General features: G+C 42.2%; 11 protein-coding genes. 4 read left to right on the top strand and 7 right to left on the bottom strand.

All coding sequences use genetic code 11. From position 1 onward, the window contains the following. Window positions 1–155: 155 nt before the first annotated feature. From HC733_RS15920 to HC733_RS15905, 4 genes are all read right to left on the bottom strand, one after another. A complete protein-coding gene (locus HC733_RS15920) occupies window positions 156–542 on the bottom strand; it encodes a rhodanese-like domain-containing protein (protein ID WP_238937580.1) in 387 nt (128 codons plus the stop codon). A 364-nt stretch (window positions 543–906) separates the two neighbouring features. Then, a complete protein-coding gene (locus tag HC733_RS15915; protein WP_190366002.1) occupies window positions 907–1,449 on the bottom strand; it encodes a manganese efflux pump MntP in 543 nt (180 codons plus the stop codon). Window positions 1,450–1,590: 141 nt separating this feature from the next. Continuing rightward, entirely contained in the window at window positions 1,591–1,884 is a 294-nt protein-coding gene (locus tag HC733_RS15910) for an antibiotic biosynthesis monooxygenase family protein (protein WP_190366001.1), read from the bottom strand. Between the two features lie 593 nt (window positions 1,885–2,477). Then, entirely contained in the window at window positions 2,478–3,002 is a 525-nt protein-coding gene (locus HC733_RS15905; RefSeq protein WP_190366000.1) for a YaeQ family protein, read from the bottom strand. Window positions 3,003–3,159: 157 nt separating this feature from the next. Between HC733_RS15905 and HC733_RS15900 the strand changes: the two genes are divergently transcribed. Both HC733_RS15900 and HC733_RS15895 read left to right on the top strand, forming a co-directional pair. Next, on the top strand, window positions 3,160–5,595 hold the full coding sequence (locus HC733_RS15900; protein WP_190365999.1) for a TonB-dependent receptor: 2,436 nt from the start codon (window positions 3,160–3,162) through the stop codon (window positions 5,593–5,595). A gap of 131 nt (window positions 5,596–5,726) precedes the next feature. Continuing rightward, window positions 5,727–7,553 (top strand): di-heme-cytochrome C peroxidase, encoded by a 1,827-nt coding sequence (locus HC733_RS15895; protein ID WP_190365998.1) that lies wholly within the window; start codon window positions 5,727–5,729, stop codon window positions 7,551–7,553. 46 nt (window positions 7,554–7,599) lie between these two features. Here HC733_RS15895 and HC733_RS15890 read toward each other — a convergent pair whose 3' ends face one another. The 3 genes from HC733_RS15890 to HC733_RS15880 all read right to left on the bottom strand — a co-directional run bounded on the left by HC733_RS15890 (window position 7,600) and on the right by HC733_RS15880 (window position 11,995). Beyond that, the gene (locus tag HC733_RS15890) at window positions 7,600–9,669 is read right to left on the bottom strand and encodes a carbohydrate binding domain-containing protein (RefSeq protein ID WP_190365997.1); all 2,070 of its coding nucleotides are present in this window, start codon (window positions 9,667–9,669) and stop codon (window positions 7,600–7,602) included. Between the two features lie 650 nt (window positions 9,670–10,319). Next, a complete protein-coding gene (locus HC733_RS15885; protein ID WP_190365996.1) occupies window positions 10,320–11,246 on the bottom strand; it encodes an electron transfer flavoprotein subunit alpha/FixB family protein in 927 nt (308 codons plus the stop codon). After that, on the bottom strand, window positions 11,243–11,995 hold the full coding sequence (locus HC733_RS15880; protein WP_190365995.1) for an electron transfer flavoprotein subunit beta/FixA family protein: 753 nt from the start codon (window positions 11,993–11,995) through the stop codon (window positions 11,243–11,245). The genes HC733_RS15885 and HC733_RS15880 overlap by 4 nt, the downstream gene beginning before the upstream one ends. Before the next feature lie 175 nt (window positions 11,996–12,170). On the opposite strand from HC733_RS15880, the gene HC733_RS15875 reads away from it, so the two are divergent. Both HC733_RS15875 and HC733_RS15870 read left to right on the top strand, forming a co-directional pair. Next, window positions 12,171–13,820, top strand: a complete 1,650-nt coding sequence (locus tag HC733_RS15875) for an electron transfer flavoprotein-ubiquinone oxidoreductase (protein ID WP_190365994.1) — start codon at window positions 12,171–12,173, stop codon at window positions 13,818–13,820. 131 nt (window positions 13,821–13,951) lie between these two features. Next, entirely contained in the window at window positions 13,952–14,428 is a 477-nt protein-coding gene (locus HC733_RS15870; RefSeq protein WP_152085857.1) for an acyl-CoA thioesterase, read from the top strand. The last annotated feature ends 44 nt before the right edge of the window (window positions 14,429–14,472 follow it).

Raw genomic sequence — 14,472 nt, 5'->3', positions numbered from 1 at the left:
ATGGACAATGCCGATAAGAAATTGGAAATCGGCCTTGAATCGATTTATGATCGAATTCGAAGACCGATTAAAAGATGTTATTTAAAACTGGCAGTTACACAAAATGTGTTACAGGGTCCTCCGACTTCATTATTACCAATAACAACCCGCGCGGGCTAATTACTTTGCGCCCTTTCGATTACAGGCAAATTTTCTTTCAGCCATCCATTCATATCACCATCTAGGTGAACGAGCTTAAAACCATCTTTTTTAAGTGCGTCGATAAACAGCCCTGCTCTGCGCCCTGAGCGGCAGTACACCACAAGATGCTGTTCTTTAAGGGTGTTTAGCAGTGATGAATGTTCAGAAATCGCATTATGTGGAATATTAATTGCGCCTTTTAGGTGACCGGCATTATATTCTTCTTCACTTCTTACATCGATAATCGTATAAGAATTCGCAGACATCTGGTTTATTAACAACTCGTTTGGCGTGATAGATTGCTGTGCAAAGGTATCTACTGATATAAAAATCAAAGCAATTATTAAGTATCTCAGCCACATAGTAGCCTCCTTTTTAGTTACAATACGTTGATACTAGATCAGCAGCTTTAATCTTTACAACGGCCTTGCTTTTTCAACCCTGGTAGACATTTTTTAGAGGAACTTGGGCTATCTGCATCAGTGCTATCTTTTGTACTGACTTGCACTTCTAGTCTTGTACTTCACCTTCTACACGAGTGAGCTTACAACCACTCATTAAAAACACTAACCCCAGCACTAAAAAAACAGTTTTCATTTGCTCTACCTTTTCTAAAATTTATGACCATTGTCTGATACTAGCAGACAAGATTTTTTTCGCTCAATATTATGTAGATAGAACTGAACCAACTATTAAGTTTATGTATTTAATTAGACTTTCGACAGCCTACGAGAGGAGTAGTGTTTTAAAAGCCAGCAGTATTAACACAACACCACCAAAGAACTCTGCTTTATTTTCTAACCAAGTGCCACTTTTGTGACCTATTAGTACGCCTAACCAACTAAACCCAAACGTTACAACGCCAATTATTGCACAAGCAAAAAATGGGTTTTGATTAGACAGTGTTAATGAAAAACCTGCAGCCATCGCATCAATACTTGTTGCTATTGCAAGCATTAACATCACTCTATCGGTAATGTTTTTGATATCATCCTCTATTCCTTCAGATACCGACTCGTAAATCATCTTCGCGCCTATCAGCAGCAATAATACAAATGCTATCCAATGCGCATATCCATCAACGAAACCAAGCGCTCCTTTACCACCTAAATAGCCGATAAGAGGCATCAGCCCCTGAAAAACACCAAAGTAAATGGCAGCTTTTAGCGCTAAACCGGTAATATGCTGTTTTTCCTTCGAGCCAAGCCCGATAGAGACAGCAAATGCATCCATACTCAGCGCAATTGCCAATACTAATACTTCTAACATCAACCTAACTCTCTGTTGTTCAAATTATGACTCATCGCCAAATATGCAGTGATCATAGCAATATTTATAAAGTATCAGTAACGCATACAGTTCAATTAACAAAGAAAGCGGTTTAATAGCGCCTTAAACCACTTTGTTTCATTATTCACAAAAGCTGTAACGCCTTTTTATCTCAACAACTTCGACTATGTATGATGTGTACCATTTGTCTCTACCCATTTGCTGGGCAACACTGTGTTGACTATCCTGATGCCACCTTTGAATGTCTTCTTGCGAATTCCAATAAGAAATTGCAATTTCTTGCTCCCCTTCAGTCACCGCGATAAAGTCTTGGCAGTTGTATTTACTAAATGCCAAATCACGCATCAGTCCCACCGTTTTTGAATATTCAGCATCTTGCACACCCGTTTTAGCCTTAAATATCACTGCAAACATCAAATTTCTCCTATCATTAATAAAAATTCCCACTACTACGCGCGATGACAATTTATCAACGAGTTAATGTCGCAATGTAATAGTAATCAACACAACTAACCCGACGTTCAAACTCAAAGCACGTTTGCATATGAACTCCCACAATAATGGCACCAATGGACTTTGTGAAACTCGGTTTAGCCTGTTTAGAGAAAGAAACTAAACGACCATGTTTCTTGTATCAGTGGTGACAAAAAGTTTTGTGCGCCAACATATAAGGTTAATCAAGTAGTGATTTTGGCTATTACTGCTCCGTTGTAAATATGGACGTTGATCTACCAGCATTTTACATAACATAAGTGTTTTTGATAGCAGCGTTATGATTTATATGGATTAAACGTAACTTTTTGAAAAAAAGATAAAGCATAATTGAGCAGTTATTAAAGATCTGCTGACGTTGATGGCGACGGCTTTAGGGCCAAAATGGTGGTCATCAACACACCGTGAGGTAGCACGATTTGACTTCGAAGGCGCTAAAGGTGGTTCTGTTTCTTTAAACAACGCCTATGACGTTTAAAAGAGCGCCTCTAATACAGTAATTAAAGCGCACTGCGTTACACTAGCTTAACCACCGTTGTTTCGTAATATTCTATCTTGTCACTTACACTTATCTGGTTTTGTTCAATAACAATATCCCAATGTAAGCTTCTACTTAACGCCTCGCTGAGGGAATCAACAAAGTCAGCCTCCAATTGGAAAATACTCATATTATCAACATAGCTTAAGCGTTCACGTACAGAATCAAACCATTGAGGACTCTCTTTGATAAGTAATACAAGCTTTTGAGATTGCTTAGCAATGCGAACAATGTCATCTAAATCCATCTCGCCTGCGTACAAAGCAACGGTAATATAACCATGCTCATCTTCTAGCCAAACATCGGGTTTTTGCTTTTCAGCAAAGCTATTTAGATGTGCGTTTTGTTCATATGATAAGGCGCAATAACCCAAAAGCTTTAACACAAAATGCTCTAAGGTTTCTGCTTTTTGCAATGCTGTTGTAAACACTTCTTGATGATTTGCATGGTGAAACAAGTCAGCCACATTCAATCGTGCTTTAAAAACAAACGGTTTGCTCATAATAAGTACCCAAGTTTACGTTCCCTCTAACTATAGGAGTTATGATCGCATTATCAAAAAAAATTAAAGTTATAATATAACATTATTGAAAGCGAAGTTTAGTGGTGTTATATTATAACAACACTTAACAATAACTCTTTACTAGAAGTCGAAAATTATGATCAAGCAGTCCCTTTTAAGTAGTGCCATTATTTCCGCTTTATTTTCCTCGTACGCAATTGCTGGCGAGATAAAAGGCAAAGTGGTTGATCACAATAACCAACCCGTAAGCGGTGCAAAACTTCATTTGCACGGTAAGTCTCAATCTATCAGTACAGATAAAAACGGCCTTTTTTCAATTTCTGTTGATACCGATTCTCAACTTCATATATCAAAAAATAATTACCTAGATGAGCGTATTCAAATAAGCGAAGACAGTGGTTTTGTTAGCGTTACACTAAAGCCGAGCGCCGTTGAGAGCATTGTTGTATTTGCCTCGGCACTGCACAAAAACAATGTTGAAATGGCAGCCCCAGTCTCAGTACTAGGTGGTGATGAGTTAAAGAACTCAGCTAAGCCTACCTTAGGAGAAACCCTAAAAGGCTTGCCAGGTATTAACGCCAGTTACTTTGGACCGGTCGCATCAAGCCCAATTATTCGAGGCTTGGACGGTCCTCGCGTAAAGGTTATGCAAAATGGTTTAGATAGCAGCGATGCATCGCGTGTTGGCCCAGATCACGCAAACAGCAACGACAGTTTATCGGCTCAACAAATTGAGGTGTTACGTGGTCCTGCAACTTTACTATATGGTTCGGGTGCTATTGGTGGTGTGGTAAACGTTGTTGATAACCGCATTCCAAGCGATATTTTAGAGTCAATCAATGGCGCCGCCGAGTATAGTCATGACAGTGTATCTAATACTAATACTTATGCCGCTTTACTAGAGACGGGCAACAACGGTTTTAATTTCCATTTTGATGGTGTCAGCCGCAAAGGTGGAGATTACGACACGCCTAACTTCACTTTACCCAGCGATGAACATCACGAAGATGAAAGCGCCGAAGAGCATGAGGAACATGCTGAAATTGCAAGCAAGGTCGACAACACCTTTATCGACTCACAACAATTTAATTTAGGCACCAGTTTTGTAAATGAACATTTAACTGTAGGCCTTTCTTACGGTCGCATAGATACCGACTATGGCGTGCCTGCTCACAGTCACGCCCATCACGAAGATGAACACGATGAGCATGAGGAAGAAGCGCATGATGAGCATGACGAGGCTCATCATGAACACGCTGACGAAGGCAGCGTCTTTGCACGAGTAAAGCAAGACCGCTGGCAAGCTTTGTTTAACTACGCTCTCCATAACCAATGGGTCGAATCAGTAAGCGTACGTGCAGGTTTTACCGACTATCAACACAGTGAGATAGAAGGCGATATTGTTGGTACAACATTTAGCAATGAGTCAAAAGAGCTTCGAGCAAGCCTTGAACATAAGCTAGGACAGTGGCACGGCATTTTTGGCTACCACTATAGCAATAGCGATTACAAAGCGCAGGGCGAAGAAGCATTCACGCCAGCAACCAAAACCACCTCTCACGCCCTTTATTTACTAGAAGAGCGTGCTTTTGGTGACTTTACATTAGAGTTAGGTGCTCGCATCGAAGACTACCAGCTCAGTAGCAAGGTTACAGAGCAAGCGCATCATCATGGTCATGATGAAGACCACGCTGAGGATGAACATGAACAGACTGAGTCTGAAATCGCCTACCAACTTGATATGACCAACATCAGCGCCTCTATCGGTGGGGTCTATCAGTTTACCGATGGTCACAATGTCGCTTTAAACGTATCTCGTTCAGAGCGCGCACCACTGACAGCTGAATTGCTCTCAAATGGTGTGCACATTGCTACAGGTACTTATGAGCTTGGCTTAGGATATCACTTTGAAGACGGTGAAGTGCATTTTGAACCTAATGACATAAAGCAAGAGACCGCGACTAACATTGATTTGAGCCTTCGCCGCTTTATTGGAGATTTTGGCTACACAATCAACGTATTTTATAACGATATCGAAAATTACTATTATCAAAAAAATACCGGTTTGATGTTTAGTGAAGCGCACGGTATCGAGGTGTCTGATCATGACCATGAAGGTGCTCTCCCCGTGTTTCAGTTTACGAGTCAAGATGCACGACTCTATGGTTTTGAGTTAGATGCGCACTACAGCATTAACGACAAAAATCGCGTGAAGGTTTTTGCCGACACACTAACCGCTGAGCTAAAAAACAATGCTGCGCTACCACGCATTCCAAGCAATAAGCTTGGTGTTAAATATGAGTATTCACACAACGGTTTCACTAGCAACTTTACCGTTACTCGCTACAACAAACAAAGCGATATCACCAGTTTCGAGACTACAACTGCTGGGTATACCTTGGTAGACGCAAGTATGCAGTATGACTTTACACAAAGTGATATCGATTTTGTTGCTTACCTCAATCTTGATAATCTAACAGATGAACTTGGTTTTGTTCACAGCTCCTTCATTAAAGAGCAAGCTCCACTACCGGGTCGTAACATCAAGTTGGGTATTCGCGCTTACTTCTAACGCTCCAATGCAATACTAGGAAGCTTGTTGTTTTTCCTAGTATTGCATTTTCCTCTTTCTGTAATTCTTTGTAATAGCATTTGTAACAATTAATAACTATTATTTTACATTTATTATTGCAAGGAAAACCAATGAGCAAGTTACGTCTAGCGGCTGCGTTAAGCGCTGTCGGCCTTATCACCGTTGTCGGCTGCAGCACAAATCAGCATAACGCCCAACCAGATCCCATTTCTATTACGCCGGAGCAAGGCGAAGTACCTAAACGAACATGGTTAGATCAAGGATGGAGCCAGCAAATCAGTGAAAGCTTTTGGTTTACCAACCAAGGCTCGCAAATTATTCCTTATAATTGGTTTGTTTGGCTTGAACAAGCCGATAGCACGCAGCTATTTCGCCACACGGAACATATGGAGTCTCTACGCTACTTGCCAAGCAAAGCAAGCGAAAAGAATCCAGGAGGCCTTCCTATTGGGTTTGCTTTGCACAGCAACCAGACGACCGGCGAAAACTGGGTAGGTATGACGTGCGCGGCTTGCCATACAAATCAGCTAGACTACAAAGGCACAAAAATACTCATTGATGGTGCCCCTACTTTAGCAAACTTTGTGTTGTTTTTTGACCGCCTCGTAGCTGCACTCAATAAAACGCTAAACGACGATGATAAGTTTGAACGTTTCGCAAAAAATGTATTAGGATCAAGCTACAACACCACAAGCAAAAATGATTTAAAAGCGCGATTGCAGAGCGTTGCATTACAAACAGCACAACGCCAAGTAGTTAACTCCCTACCCAATGACTATCCACAAGATTTCACCAGCTATGCGCGACTAGATGCATTTGGCAACATACAAAACGCGGGTACCGCATTTGCACTCAATGATTTAAGCAATAAAAATACTCCTACGGGTCCTGTGTCATACCCATTTCTTTGGGGTACCCACCAATCTGATGTGGTGCAATGGAATGCATCTGCACCAAATACGCCTATCATAGGGCCATTGGTACGAAATATTGGTGAAGTGGTAGGTGTATTTGGTGAGTTAGAAATAAAAGAGGCGCCATTTTGGCAGCGCCTTTGGGGTAAACACTTTAGATATAGCTCAACGGTGGACATGATTGGCCTTGGCAACTTAGAGTCATGGGTTAAAACACTTAAGTCTCCGCAGTGGCCAATTCAATACTTTCCGGCTATCGATACTGAAAAAGCGGCCAAGGGAGAACTTATCTACCAACAACAATGCGCTAGCTGCCACCAAGTCATTCCGCGCGATAAAGAACATTTAGATTATGTCGCAAACCAAACGCTCATTAGTGAACTTGGTACAGATCCCACCACCGCCTATAACGCGTCATGTCATATGGCAAAAACACTGATTTTAGAGGGCACAAAAGAGCGCATTCTAATCGGCTCAACCTTTCAAGAAGTAGATAATGCAATAGATATCCCAGTAAATGGCGTTGTAGGGCTGGTATTAAAAGACCTCCCTCTAGCGCTCAAAGCCGGTAATATTCCTGAGCGAACTGACGCTAACGGCAATAAGATAAGCGTGGTCAAAGAGCTAGAGACTTTGATAGTACAACACCTCAAAAAACGCGGAGAAAAAGCGGATGAAGCAGAAACCGACTGTGTTGACGGCACACTAGACGGCGGCGTTTATAAAGGCAGACCACTTAACGGTATTTGGGCAACAGCCCCCTACTTACACAATGGCTCAGTGCCCAACTTATATGAGTTGATGAAAAAACCAGAGCAACGCGTTAAGGAGTTTTGGGTTGGAAGCCGTGAGTTTGATCCAGTCAACGTCGGATTTAATACTGCGCAAGGTCTCAATAAGTTCAGAGTCAACGCGAGCAACGGTAAAATTATGGCAGGTAATTCCAACTTAGGCCACGCTTATGGTACTGACTTGAGTGAAGAGCAAAAATGGCAAGTGATTGAGTATATGAAAACACTTTAGTAATTGGATTGAGGGCACCTAAGTGGGTGCCCTTTATAATCGCTTGTTATTGCACTCGATAAATCTCTAAATCGTCAAAATGTATCTCTGCATCAACTTTCCAATTAGAAGAGTACAAGTAAATTTGAAGCGTATGATCAGCACTTTGTGGTGCGTCAAATTTTAGTGTCACATGCTGCCAATCAGTTGCAGAAAAGACGGAATTAGCAATCACCTTTTTAGCTGTAGCATCGTAAATCATCACTCTGCCGTTCGCTTGCCCTGAAAATACGCGCCCCATCACAGATAATCTATATTTCGCGTTGGGCTCATAAGCAAATTCTTTTAGCGCTACTTGCCAGCCATAACTAGGGTCGTTCTTTACGATTAGACCCATGCTACCTGAATGTGCCGCTTGATTGCTCAAAAGTGCCGTCTTCGGGTTTGACTGCCAATAACGCCAACCTGATGGCAACGTTTGTTCCGCCGGGTTATCAAACTCCTGTGCATATACGATATAGCCTTTGAGCAGTTGTGCAATTGCGCCCATATAATAACGTTGGCTTACACCGACAATACTATCAAAGTCGCCTTCCAAGATGGTACGAGCTGAATGATGAATATACGGGCTGAACTGAGCTAATTGCATCCACCATCGCAAAGAGTTATTCGGTGCTTTGCTATAACAGTTATTCACACGCAGGCTAAACGAACCGCAATCGCTGATCATAAATTTCGCCGTATTGGCAAAATAACCCATCTCCTGCTCATCAAATCCAATCCCAGCATGATAACTACTAACAGCCGCTGCTATATCAAGATTACCATGGCTAGTGTCTTCACTTGAGGTCCAATCAAAGCCATCGGCAATCGTATCGTTTGCCATCAACATATTCCAATAGCTCCATTGATAACGGTAACTAGGATTGCCATTCGCATCTGTATAAGGTGCTTGTTTAAGCTGGCTTTTAAAACTCAAGATTAGATCACGCGCTAAACCGACATATTCTTGGTCAATATTCGGGATTTGGGATAGTTCCGCATAAGCACGCTGTATAGCAAGATATTGATTGTGTGGTAAAGACTGAGCCGGTTTGCGGCTTGAAGAATCATCGGCAAAACGGTAAACACGATATCCACTAAGCGTGGGTTTTAAATCTTTTTGCCACTTAGGGAATAACTGAGCTGTCAGAAAGTCATAATATGTAAGCGCATCATTATAGTAGCGCTCAGGCATTTTATTTAGTCGCGCTAGCTTTACAAACTTCGCCAAGGGCGCTGCTATCATACCGTCATGTACAACATACTCAGCAGCGGCCTTTACATTAATGTCATCAAAATGAACTGTACATTGTTTTATATGTTCCGACGCGTAAAGGCGAACCTGCACATCATGCGCGTTGTTTACCGGCGTTACAAACTCCCCTTGATATGTGTGATATTGCGTTGAGTCAACATCAGTAGTTGCGAGTATCTTCTTTGTCGTAAAATCATAAACTTGAAATTGCCCTTTCACAGCTGAATCACAGTTTTCGATTTTCGCAGTAAAAGAATAGTGATAGCGCCGATTAGAATCATACTCTTTGCTTGCTTTATAAAGATTAACAAGGGGTGTTTGCAAAACTTGCCAACCTCCTGAAGGTGGCGCTGTTTTTACTGTGAACCCAGCTTGGCCAGATACCTTTTCCGCAGTATTTCTATAAGCAGTTAATGAACTGGATTGCCATCTATGCCAGCCCTTTGGCAACGTTGCGTCACCGCTATCTACCAGCTCTGCGCCAATGTTTTCTACACCATCGTTAGAATACCTATTGGTGCTCCAGCCTTTATAGCCATCAAGCCCGAGACCTGCGTCATCTTTAGAGTTATTTATGACCATCGAAGCTCGTTGATTAAACACATCAAGATATTGACTATCACCTGTGGCTTGGTACATCTCGATCAAAGCGTCCAAATAGTAGCTTTCTGCCCATGCTAAACTAGCCGAGTCTATGAAGCCTTTTGAATATTGCGCCTGATACTGGTTGCTTATCAAATCAAACTTTGCGTTCCATTGCTGCGAATCATAGTGAGCAGATACGTAGCTCGAGGCAACGAAACAAGCAGGTAACAAGCCGAGTTTAAATATGCATTTCATAGCATTCCTTTTATATGTTTACATAGACGTACAGCAATTATCCTAGCTGCACGCTAGCACTTATTGTGGATATCGGTTTAATTAATAAAATGGGTACATGATAAGTTGAATCCATAATAAATACAACACCTTGCAATTTAAACTAAATCTGTGTCATTTAAGAAATTATTGATGATTATATAATATCCCGACCTTGAATAATCTGTAACAAAATCAGTTTATGATTAGCTTGATGGTGTTGATACTAAAGCCTCAAATCATAACAAAAATGGCACCCTCCCACTTTGATCATACCTATCTGCTTCTTACTAGTGACCAAAGTAAAGCTTGAGTATATATTGCATGACTTCTTCTTAAAACTAACTAATCAATGCACCAAAATTATACTTTCGACGTGTAGCTGCGGCTTCAGCACCTGTTATATCAAAAATAACTTAGTTGCTCTGCTCTTTTTGAGTAATGTTACTATCTGTACCTAGTGCAAATTTATTAACAACACTGCTGATGCCAAATGAGTTTAAAGCTATTCATGTGTGGGCTGTCAATTACAGAAAGCTTATATAACTCAAATAGTTTATTGGTTAAATAAAACAAAAAAAGCCGCGGCCTTTCGGCACACGGCTTTAACAACCAGAATTTTGTTGCTCTTATTATAATGCAGCTTCTAGCTCTGGTAGCACATCGAATAAATCAGCTACTAGGCCATAATCGGCAACTTGGAAAATTGGCGCATCTGGGTCTTTATTGATGGCCACAATCACTTTGGAATCTTTCATACCCGCTAGGTGTTGGATCGCGCCACTAATACCTACGGCAATATACAAATCCGGAGCAACGATTTTACCCGTTTGACCCACTTGCATATCGTTTGGAACGAAGCCAGCATCCACAGCGGCACGCGACGCACCAATTGCAGCGCCTAACTTATCTGCAATACCGTTAAGTAATGCGAAGTTTTCGCCGTTTTGCATACCACGACCACCAGAAATAACCACTGGTGCGGCGTTAAGTTCTGGACGCTCTGATTCTGTTTGCTCAACGCTTACAAAAGCACTTAACGCGTTGTCCATGCTCAGAGACAAGTTTTCAACTTCACATGCGCCCTGCTCGACTTGTGCGTCAAATGCGCTTGCTCGAACCGTGATCACTTTTTGCGACTCATTAGATTTAACCGTTGCAATGGCATTACCTGCATAAATCGGGCGCTTAAACGTGTCGGCGTCAACTACGCCCACAATCTCAGAAACTTGTGATTTATCTAACAATGCACTCACGCGTGGCAACGTATTTTTACCCGTTGTTGAAGCACTCGCTAAAATGTGACTGTAGCTTGATGCTAACTCGACGATTAAGTCGGCGGTGTTTTCTGCTAGTTGGTGCTCAAACGCAGCGCTATCAGCAACACGTACTTTATTAACGCCGGCAATCAATGCCGCGCTGTTGGCAACATCAGCCACATTATGGCCCGCTACTAATACTTCTACATCACCACCGATAGCAACGGCAGCATTGACAACTTTTGCGGTCTCAGGCTTTAGTTGACCATGTTCATGCTCTGCAATAACTAATACGCTCATGAGATCACCTTTGCTTCAGTTTTTAATTTGGTTACTAGCTCTTCAACACTCTCAACAATGACACCCGCTTCACGCTTAGCTGGCTCTTCAACTTTAACCAGTTCGATGCGCGGCGCAAGATCAACACCTAGGCTGTCTGCTGCAATCACATCTAGTGGTTTGCGCTTGGCTTTCATGATGTTTGGTAGCGATGCGTAACGTGGCTCATTTAAACGTAAGTCGGTTGTAACAATGGCTGGTAGAGTTAACGATACCGTTTGCAAACCACCATCTACTTCACGAGTTACTTGCGCTTTACCAGCTTCAATAACCACTTTTGACGCAAATGTACCTTGGCTGCGTTTTGTAAGTGCCGCCAACATTTGACCTGTTTGGTTGTTATCTGAATCAATTGACTGTTTACCTAGAATAACCAGCTCAGGCTGCTCTTGCTCAACTAATTTGGCAAGCAGTTTAGCAACATGCAAAGACTCAAGTTTAGCGTCAGTTTCAATATGAATGGCTCTGTCAGCACCCAGTGCTAATGCGGTACGAAGCTGCTCTTGGCATGCTTTATCACCGATAGATACGGCTATCACTTCACTGGCTGTACCCGCTTCTTTTAAACGGATAGCCTCTTCAACAGCAATTTCGCAAAATGGGTTCATTGCCATTTTAACGTTCGTTAAATCAACATCACTGTTGTCTGGCTTAACTCTTGCCTTGACGTTGTAGTCAATCACACGTTTGATTGGCACAAGTACTTTCATGGTTACTCCATCATCTGGTTATTCTTAAAGCTAACGTCTACGTCAACATATTTATTTTATAGAATCAGACTACTTCCTGTTGACGTAAACGTCAACCTAAAATAACCTTACTTTAACGTAATAAAAACTAAAACCTCTTTTTAGTTAATACACCGTCAAATATAGTGAGGTTAAAATGGTTGAACGCGAAACCATGGAATTCGATGTTGTGGTTGTTGGCGCTGGCCCTGCTGGGCTGTCATGCGCAATCCGACTAGCACAACAGGCACAGCAACAAGAAAAAGAACTCATGATCTGTGTCGTTGAAAAAGGCTCTGAAGTTGGCGCACATATTTTATCTGGTGCTGTTTTTGAAACCAAAGCATTAGATGAACTACTACCCGATTGGCAAGAAAAAGGCGCACCAATCACCACGCAAGTTACGCAAGACGACATTTATCTATTTAAAAGTAACGATAAAGCCACCAGCATTCCACATATCGCGGTGCCAAAAACATTTAAAAACCATGGCAACTACATTGTCTCGATGGGCAACGTATGTCGCTGGCTAGCCGAGCAAGCAGAACAATTAGGCGTAGAGATATTCCCAGGCTTTAGTGCTCATTCACTGATTGTGGAAGATAACGAAGTTAAGGGGATTATCACCGGCGATATGGGCGTTGATAAAGACGGCCAACCTAAAGATAGCTATATGCCAGGAATGGAGCTGCGTGCTAAGTACACGGTATTTGCAGAGGGCTGTCGTGGTCACTTAGGCAAACAACTTATTAAACAGTTTGCGCTTGATAAAGACGCAACACCGCAGCATTACGGCATTGGCTTTAAAGAAATTTGGCAAATCGACCCTGCCAAACACAAAGAAGGCACTGTGGTACATGGTACAGGCTGGCCACTTGAAAACGATACCCATGGTGGGTCGTTTATGTATCACGCCGAAAACAATCAGGTGGTGGTTGGCCTTATCATCGACTTAAATTACAGCAACCCGTATTTGAGCCCCTTTGATGAGTTTCAACGCATGAAGCATCACCCCGTGTTTGCTCAAGTGTTAGAGGGCGGTGAACGTATCGCTTATGGCGCTCGTGCAATTGCCAAAGGTGGGTTCCACAGTTTACCTAAAATGCATTTCCCAGGTGGCCTATTGGTAGGCTGTGATGCAGGTACGCTTAATTTTGCCAAAATCAAAGGTAATCACACTGCGATGAAGTCAGGCATGTTAGCTGCTGACTGCATTATAGAAGCGTTGAGTTCAGAACAACCTGCTGCGGATTTAACCAGCTTTGCTGATAAATTTAAATCAAGCTGGCTATACGATGAGCTGTATCAGTCTCGTAATTTTGGCCCTGCCATTCACAAGTTTGGCCGAATTTTAGGTGGCGCATACAACACCCTAGATCAAAATATCTTTTCTGGGTCTTTGCCATTTACGTTCAAAGACGAGCACCATGATTATGCGACGTTAAAGCCGGCTTCTGAATGCCAAACCATCGGCTACCCAAAACCTGATGGCAAATTGAGCTTCGACAAGCTGTCGTCGGTGTTTTTATCTAATACCAACCACGAAGAATCGCAGCCGTGCCATTTGCAATTGGCCGATGCCAGTATTCCTATTAACGTCAACCTTGAAAAATACGCCGAGCCTGCCCTGCGCTACTGCCCTGCTGGCGTGTATGAGGTGAACGAGAACGAGCAAGGTGAAAAGCAGTTTGTGATTAACGCACAAAACTGCGTTCACTGTAAAACCTGTGATATTAAAGATCCAAGCCAAAACATTACTTGGGTAACACCAGAAGGTGCCGGCGGTCCTAATTATCCAAATATGTAACTTTACTAAAGTGTATCCAACCTAAATTGCAGGGGCCTATGGCCCCTTTTTACTCTGCCTATCCGAAGACCAGCAAAAATCTAAATATTGCATATACTTAATCAAAAGTCGCAAATAAAGAGCACTAAGCTATGAGTGGACACTCAGAAGTGGTATTTAGATTTTTAGCAGAGCCCACCGATGTAAACTTTGGCGGTAAAGTACACGGTGGCATTGTTATGAAATGGATAGATCAGGCGGGTTATGCCTGTGCCGCTGGTTGGAGTGGCAGCTACTGCGTCACCGTTTCTGTAGCTGGCGTAAGATTCAAACGCCCTATTCTAGTTGGCCAAATCGTTGAAGTATCAGCGCAAATTGCCCATACAGGCAAAACCAGCATGCAGATATTTATTCGTGTACGCTGCGGTGACCCACAAAAGCAATCCTTAGTTGAAAGTAACCACTGTATTATCAGCTTTATTGCTATGGATAAAGCCGGCTACCCAGTACCTGTGCCGCAATTTAAACCAAAAACAGAAGAGCAAAAAAAACTTGAGTTATACGCGATAAAAATGAAAGAAATCGCCATTGAAACCGAGTCTTTATTGCAGCGCACGATTGAAGATTAAACCTTAGGTTAACTTCACACCGCCTATAACCCGTTGAGCGTAGA

The organism is Pseudoalteromonas sp. S16_S37, from assembly GCF_014694405.1.
Lineage (GTDB): Bacteria > Pseudomonadota > Gammaproteobacteria > Enterobacterales > Alteromonadaceae > Pseudoalteromonas.
The sequence above is the reverse complement of the archived record's forward strand: the minus strand, read 5'-3'. Positions and strand labels throughout refer to the sequence as shown.

Coding starts and splice junctions, on each gene's coding strand:
- HC733_RS15920 (WP_238937580.1), bottom strand. CDS start 542: ATGTGGCTGAGATACTTAATAATTGCTTTGATTTTTATATCAGTAGAT.
- HC733_RS15915 (WP_190366002.1), bottom strand. CDS start 1,449: ATGTTAGAAGTATTAGTATTGGCAATTGCGCTGAGTATGGATGCATTT.
- HC733_RS15910 (WP_190366001.1), bottom strand. CDS start 1,884: ATGTTTGCAGTGATATTTAAGGCTAAAACGGGTGTGCAAGATGCTGAA.
- HC733_RS15905 (WP_190366000.1), bottom strand. CDS start 3,002: ATGAGCAAACCGTTTGTTTTTAAAGCACGATTGAATGTGGCTGACTTG.
- HC733_RS15900 (WP_190365999.1), top strand. CDS start 3,160: ATGATCAAGCAGTCCCTTTTAAGTAGTGCCATTATTTCCGCTTTATTT.
- HC733_RS15895 (WP_190365998.1), top strand. CDS start 5,727: ATGAGCAAGTTACGTCTAGCGGCTGCGTTAAGCGCTGTCGGCCTTATC.
- HC733_RS15890 (WP_190365997.1), bottom strand. CDS start 9,669: ATGAAATGCATATTTAAACTCGGCTTGTTACCTGCTTGTTTCGTTGCC.
- HC733_RS15885 (WP_190365996.1), bottom strand. CDS start 11,246: ATGAGCGTATTAGTTATTGCAGAGCATGAACATGGTCAACTAAAGCCT.
- HC733_RS15880 (WP_190365995.1), bottom strand. CDS start 11,995: ATGAAAGTACTTGTGCCAATCAAACGTGTGATTGACTACAACGTCAAG.
- HC733_RS15875 (WP_190365994.1), top strand. CDS start 12,171: ATGGTTGAACGCGAAACCATGGAATTCGATGTTGTGGTTGTTGGCGCT.
- HC733_RS15870 (WP_152085857.1), top strand. CDS start 13,952: ATGAGTGGACACTCAGAAGTGGTATTTAGATTTTTAGCAGAGCCCACC.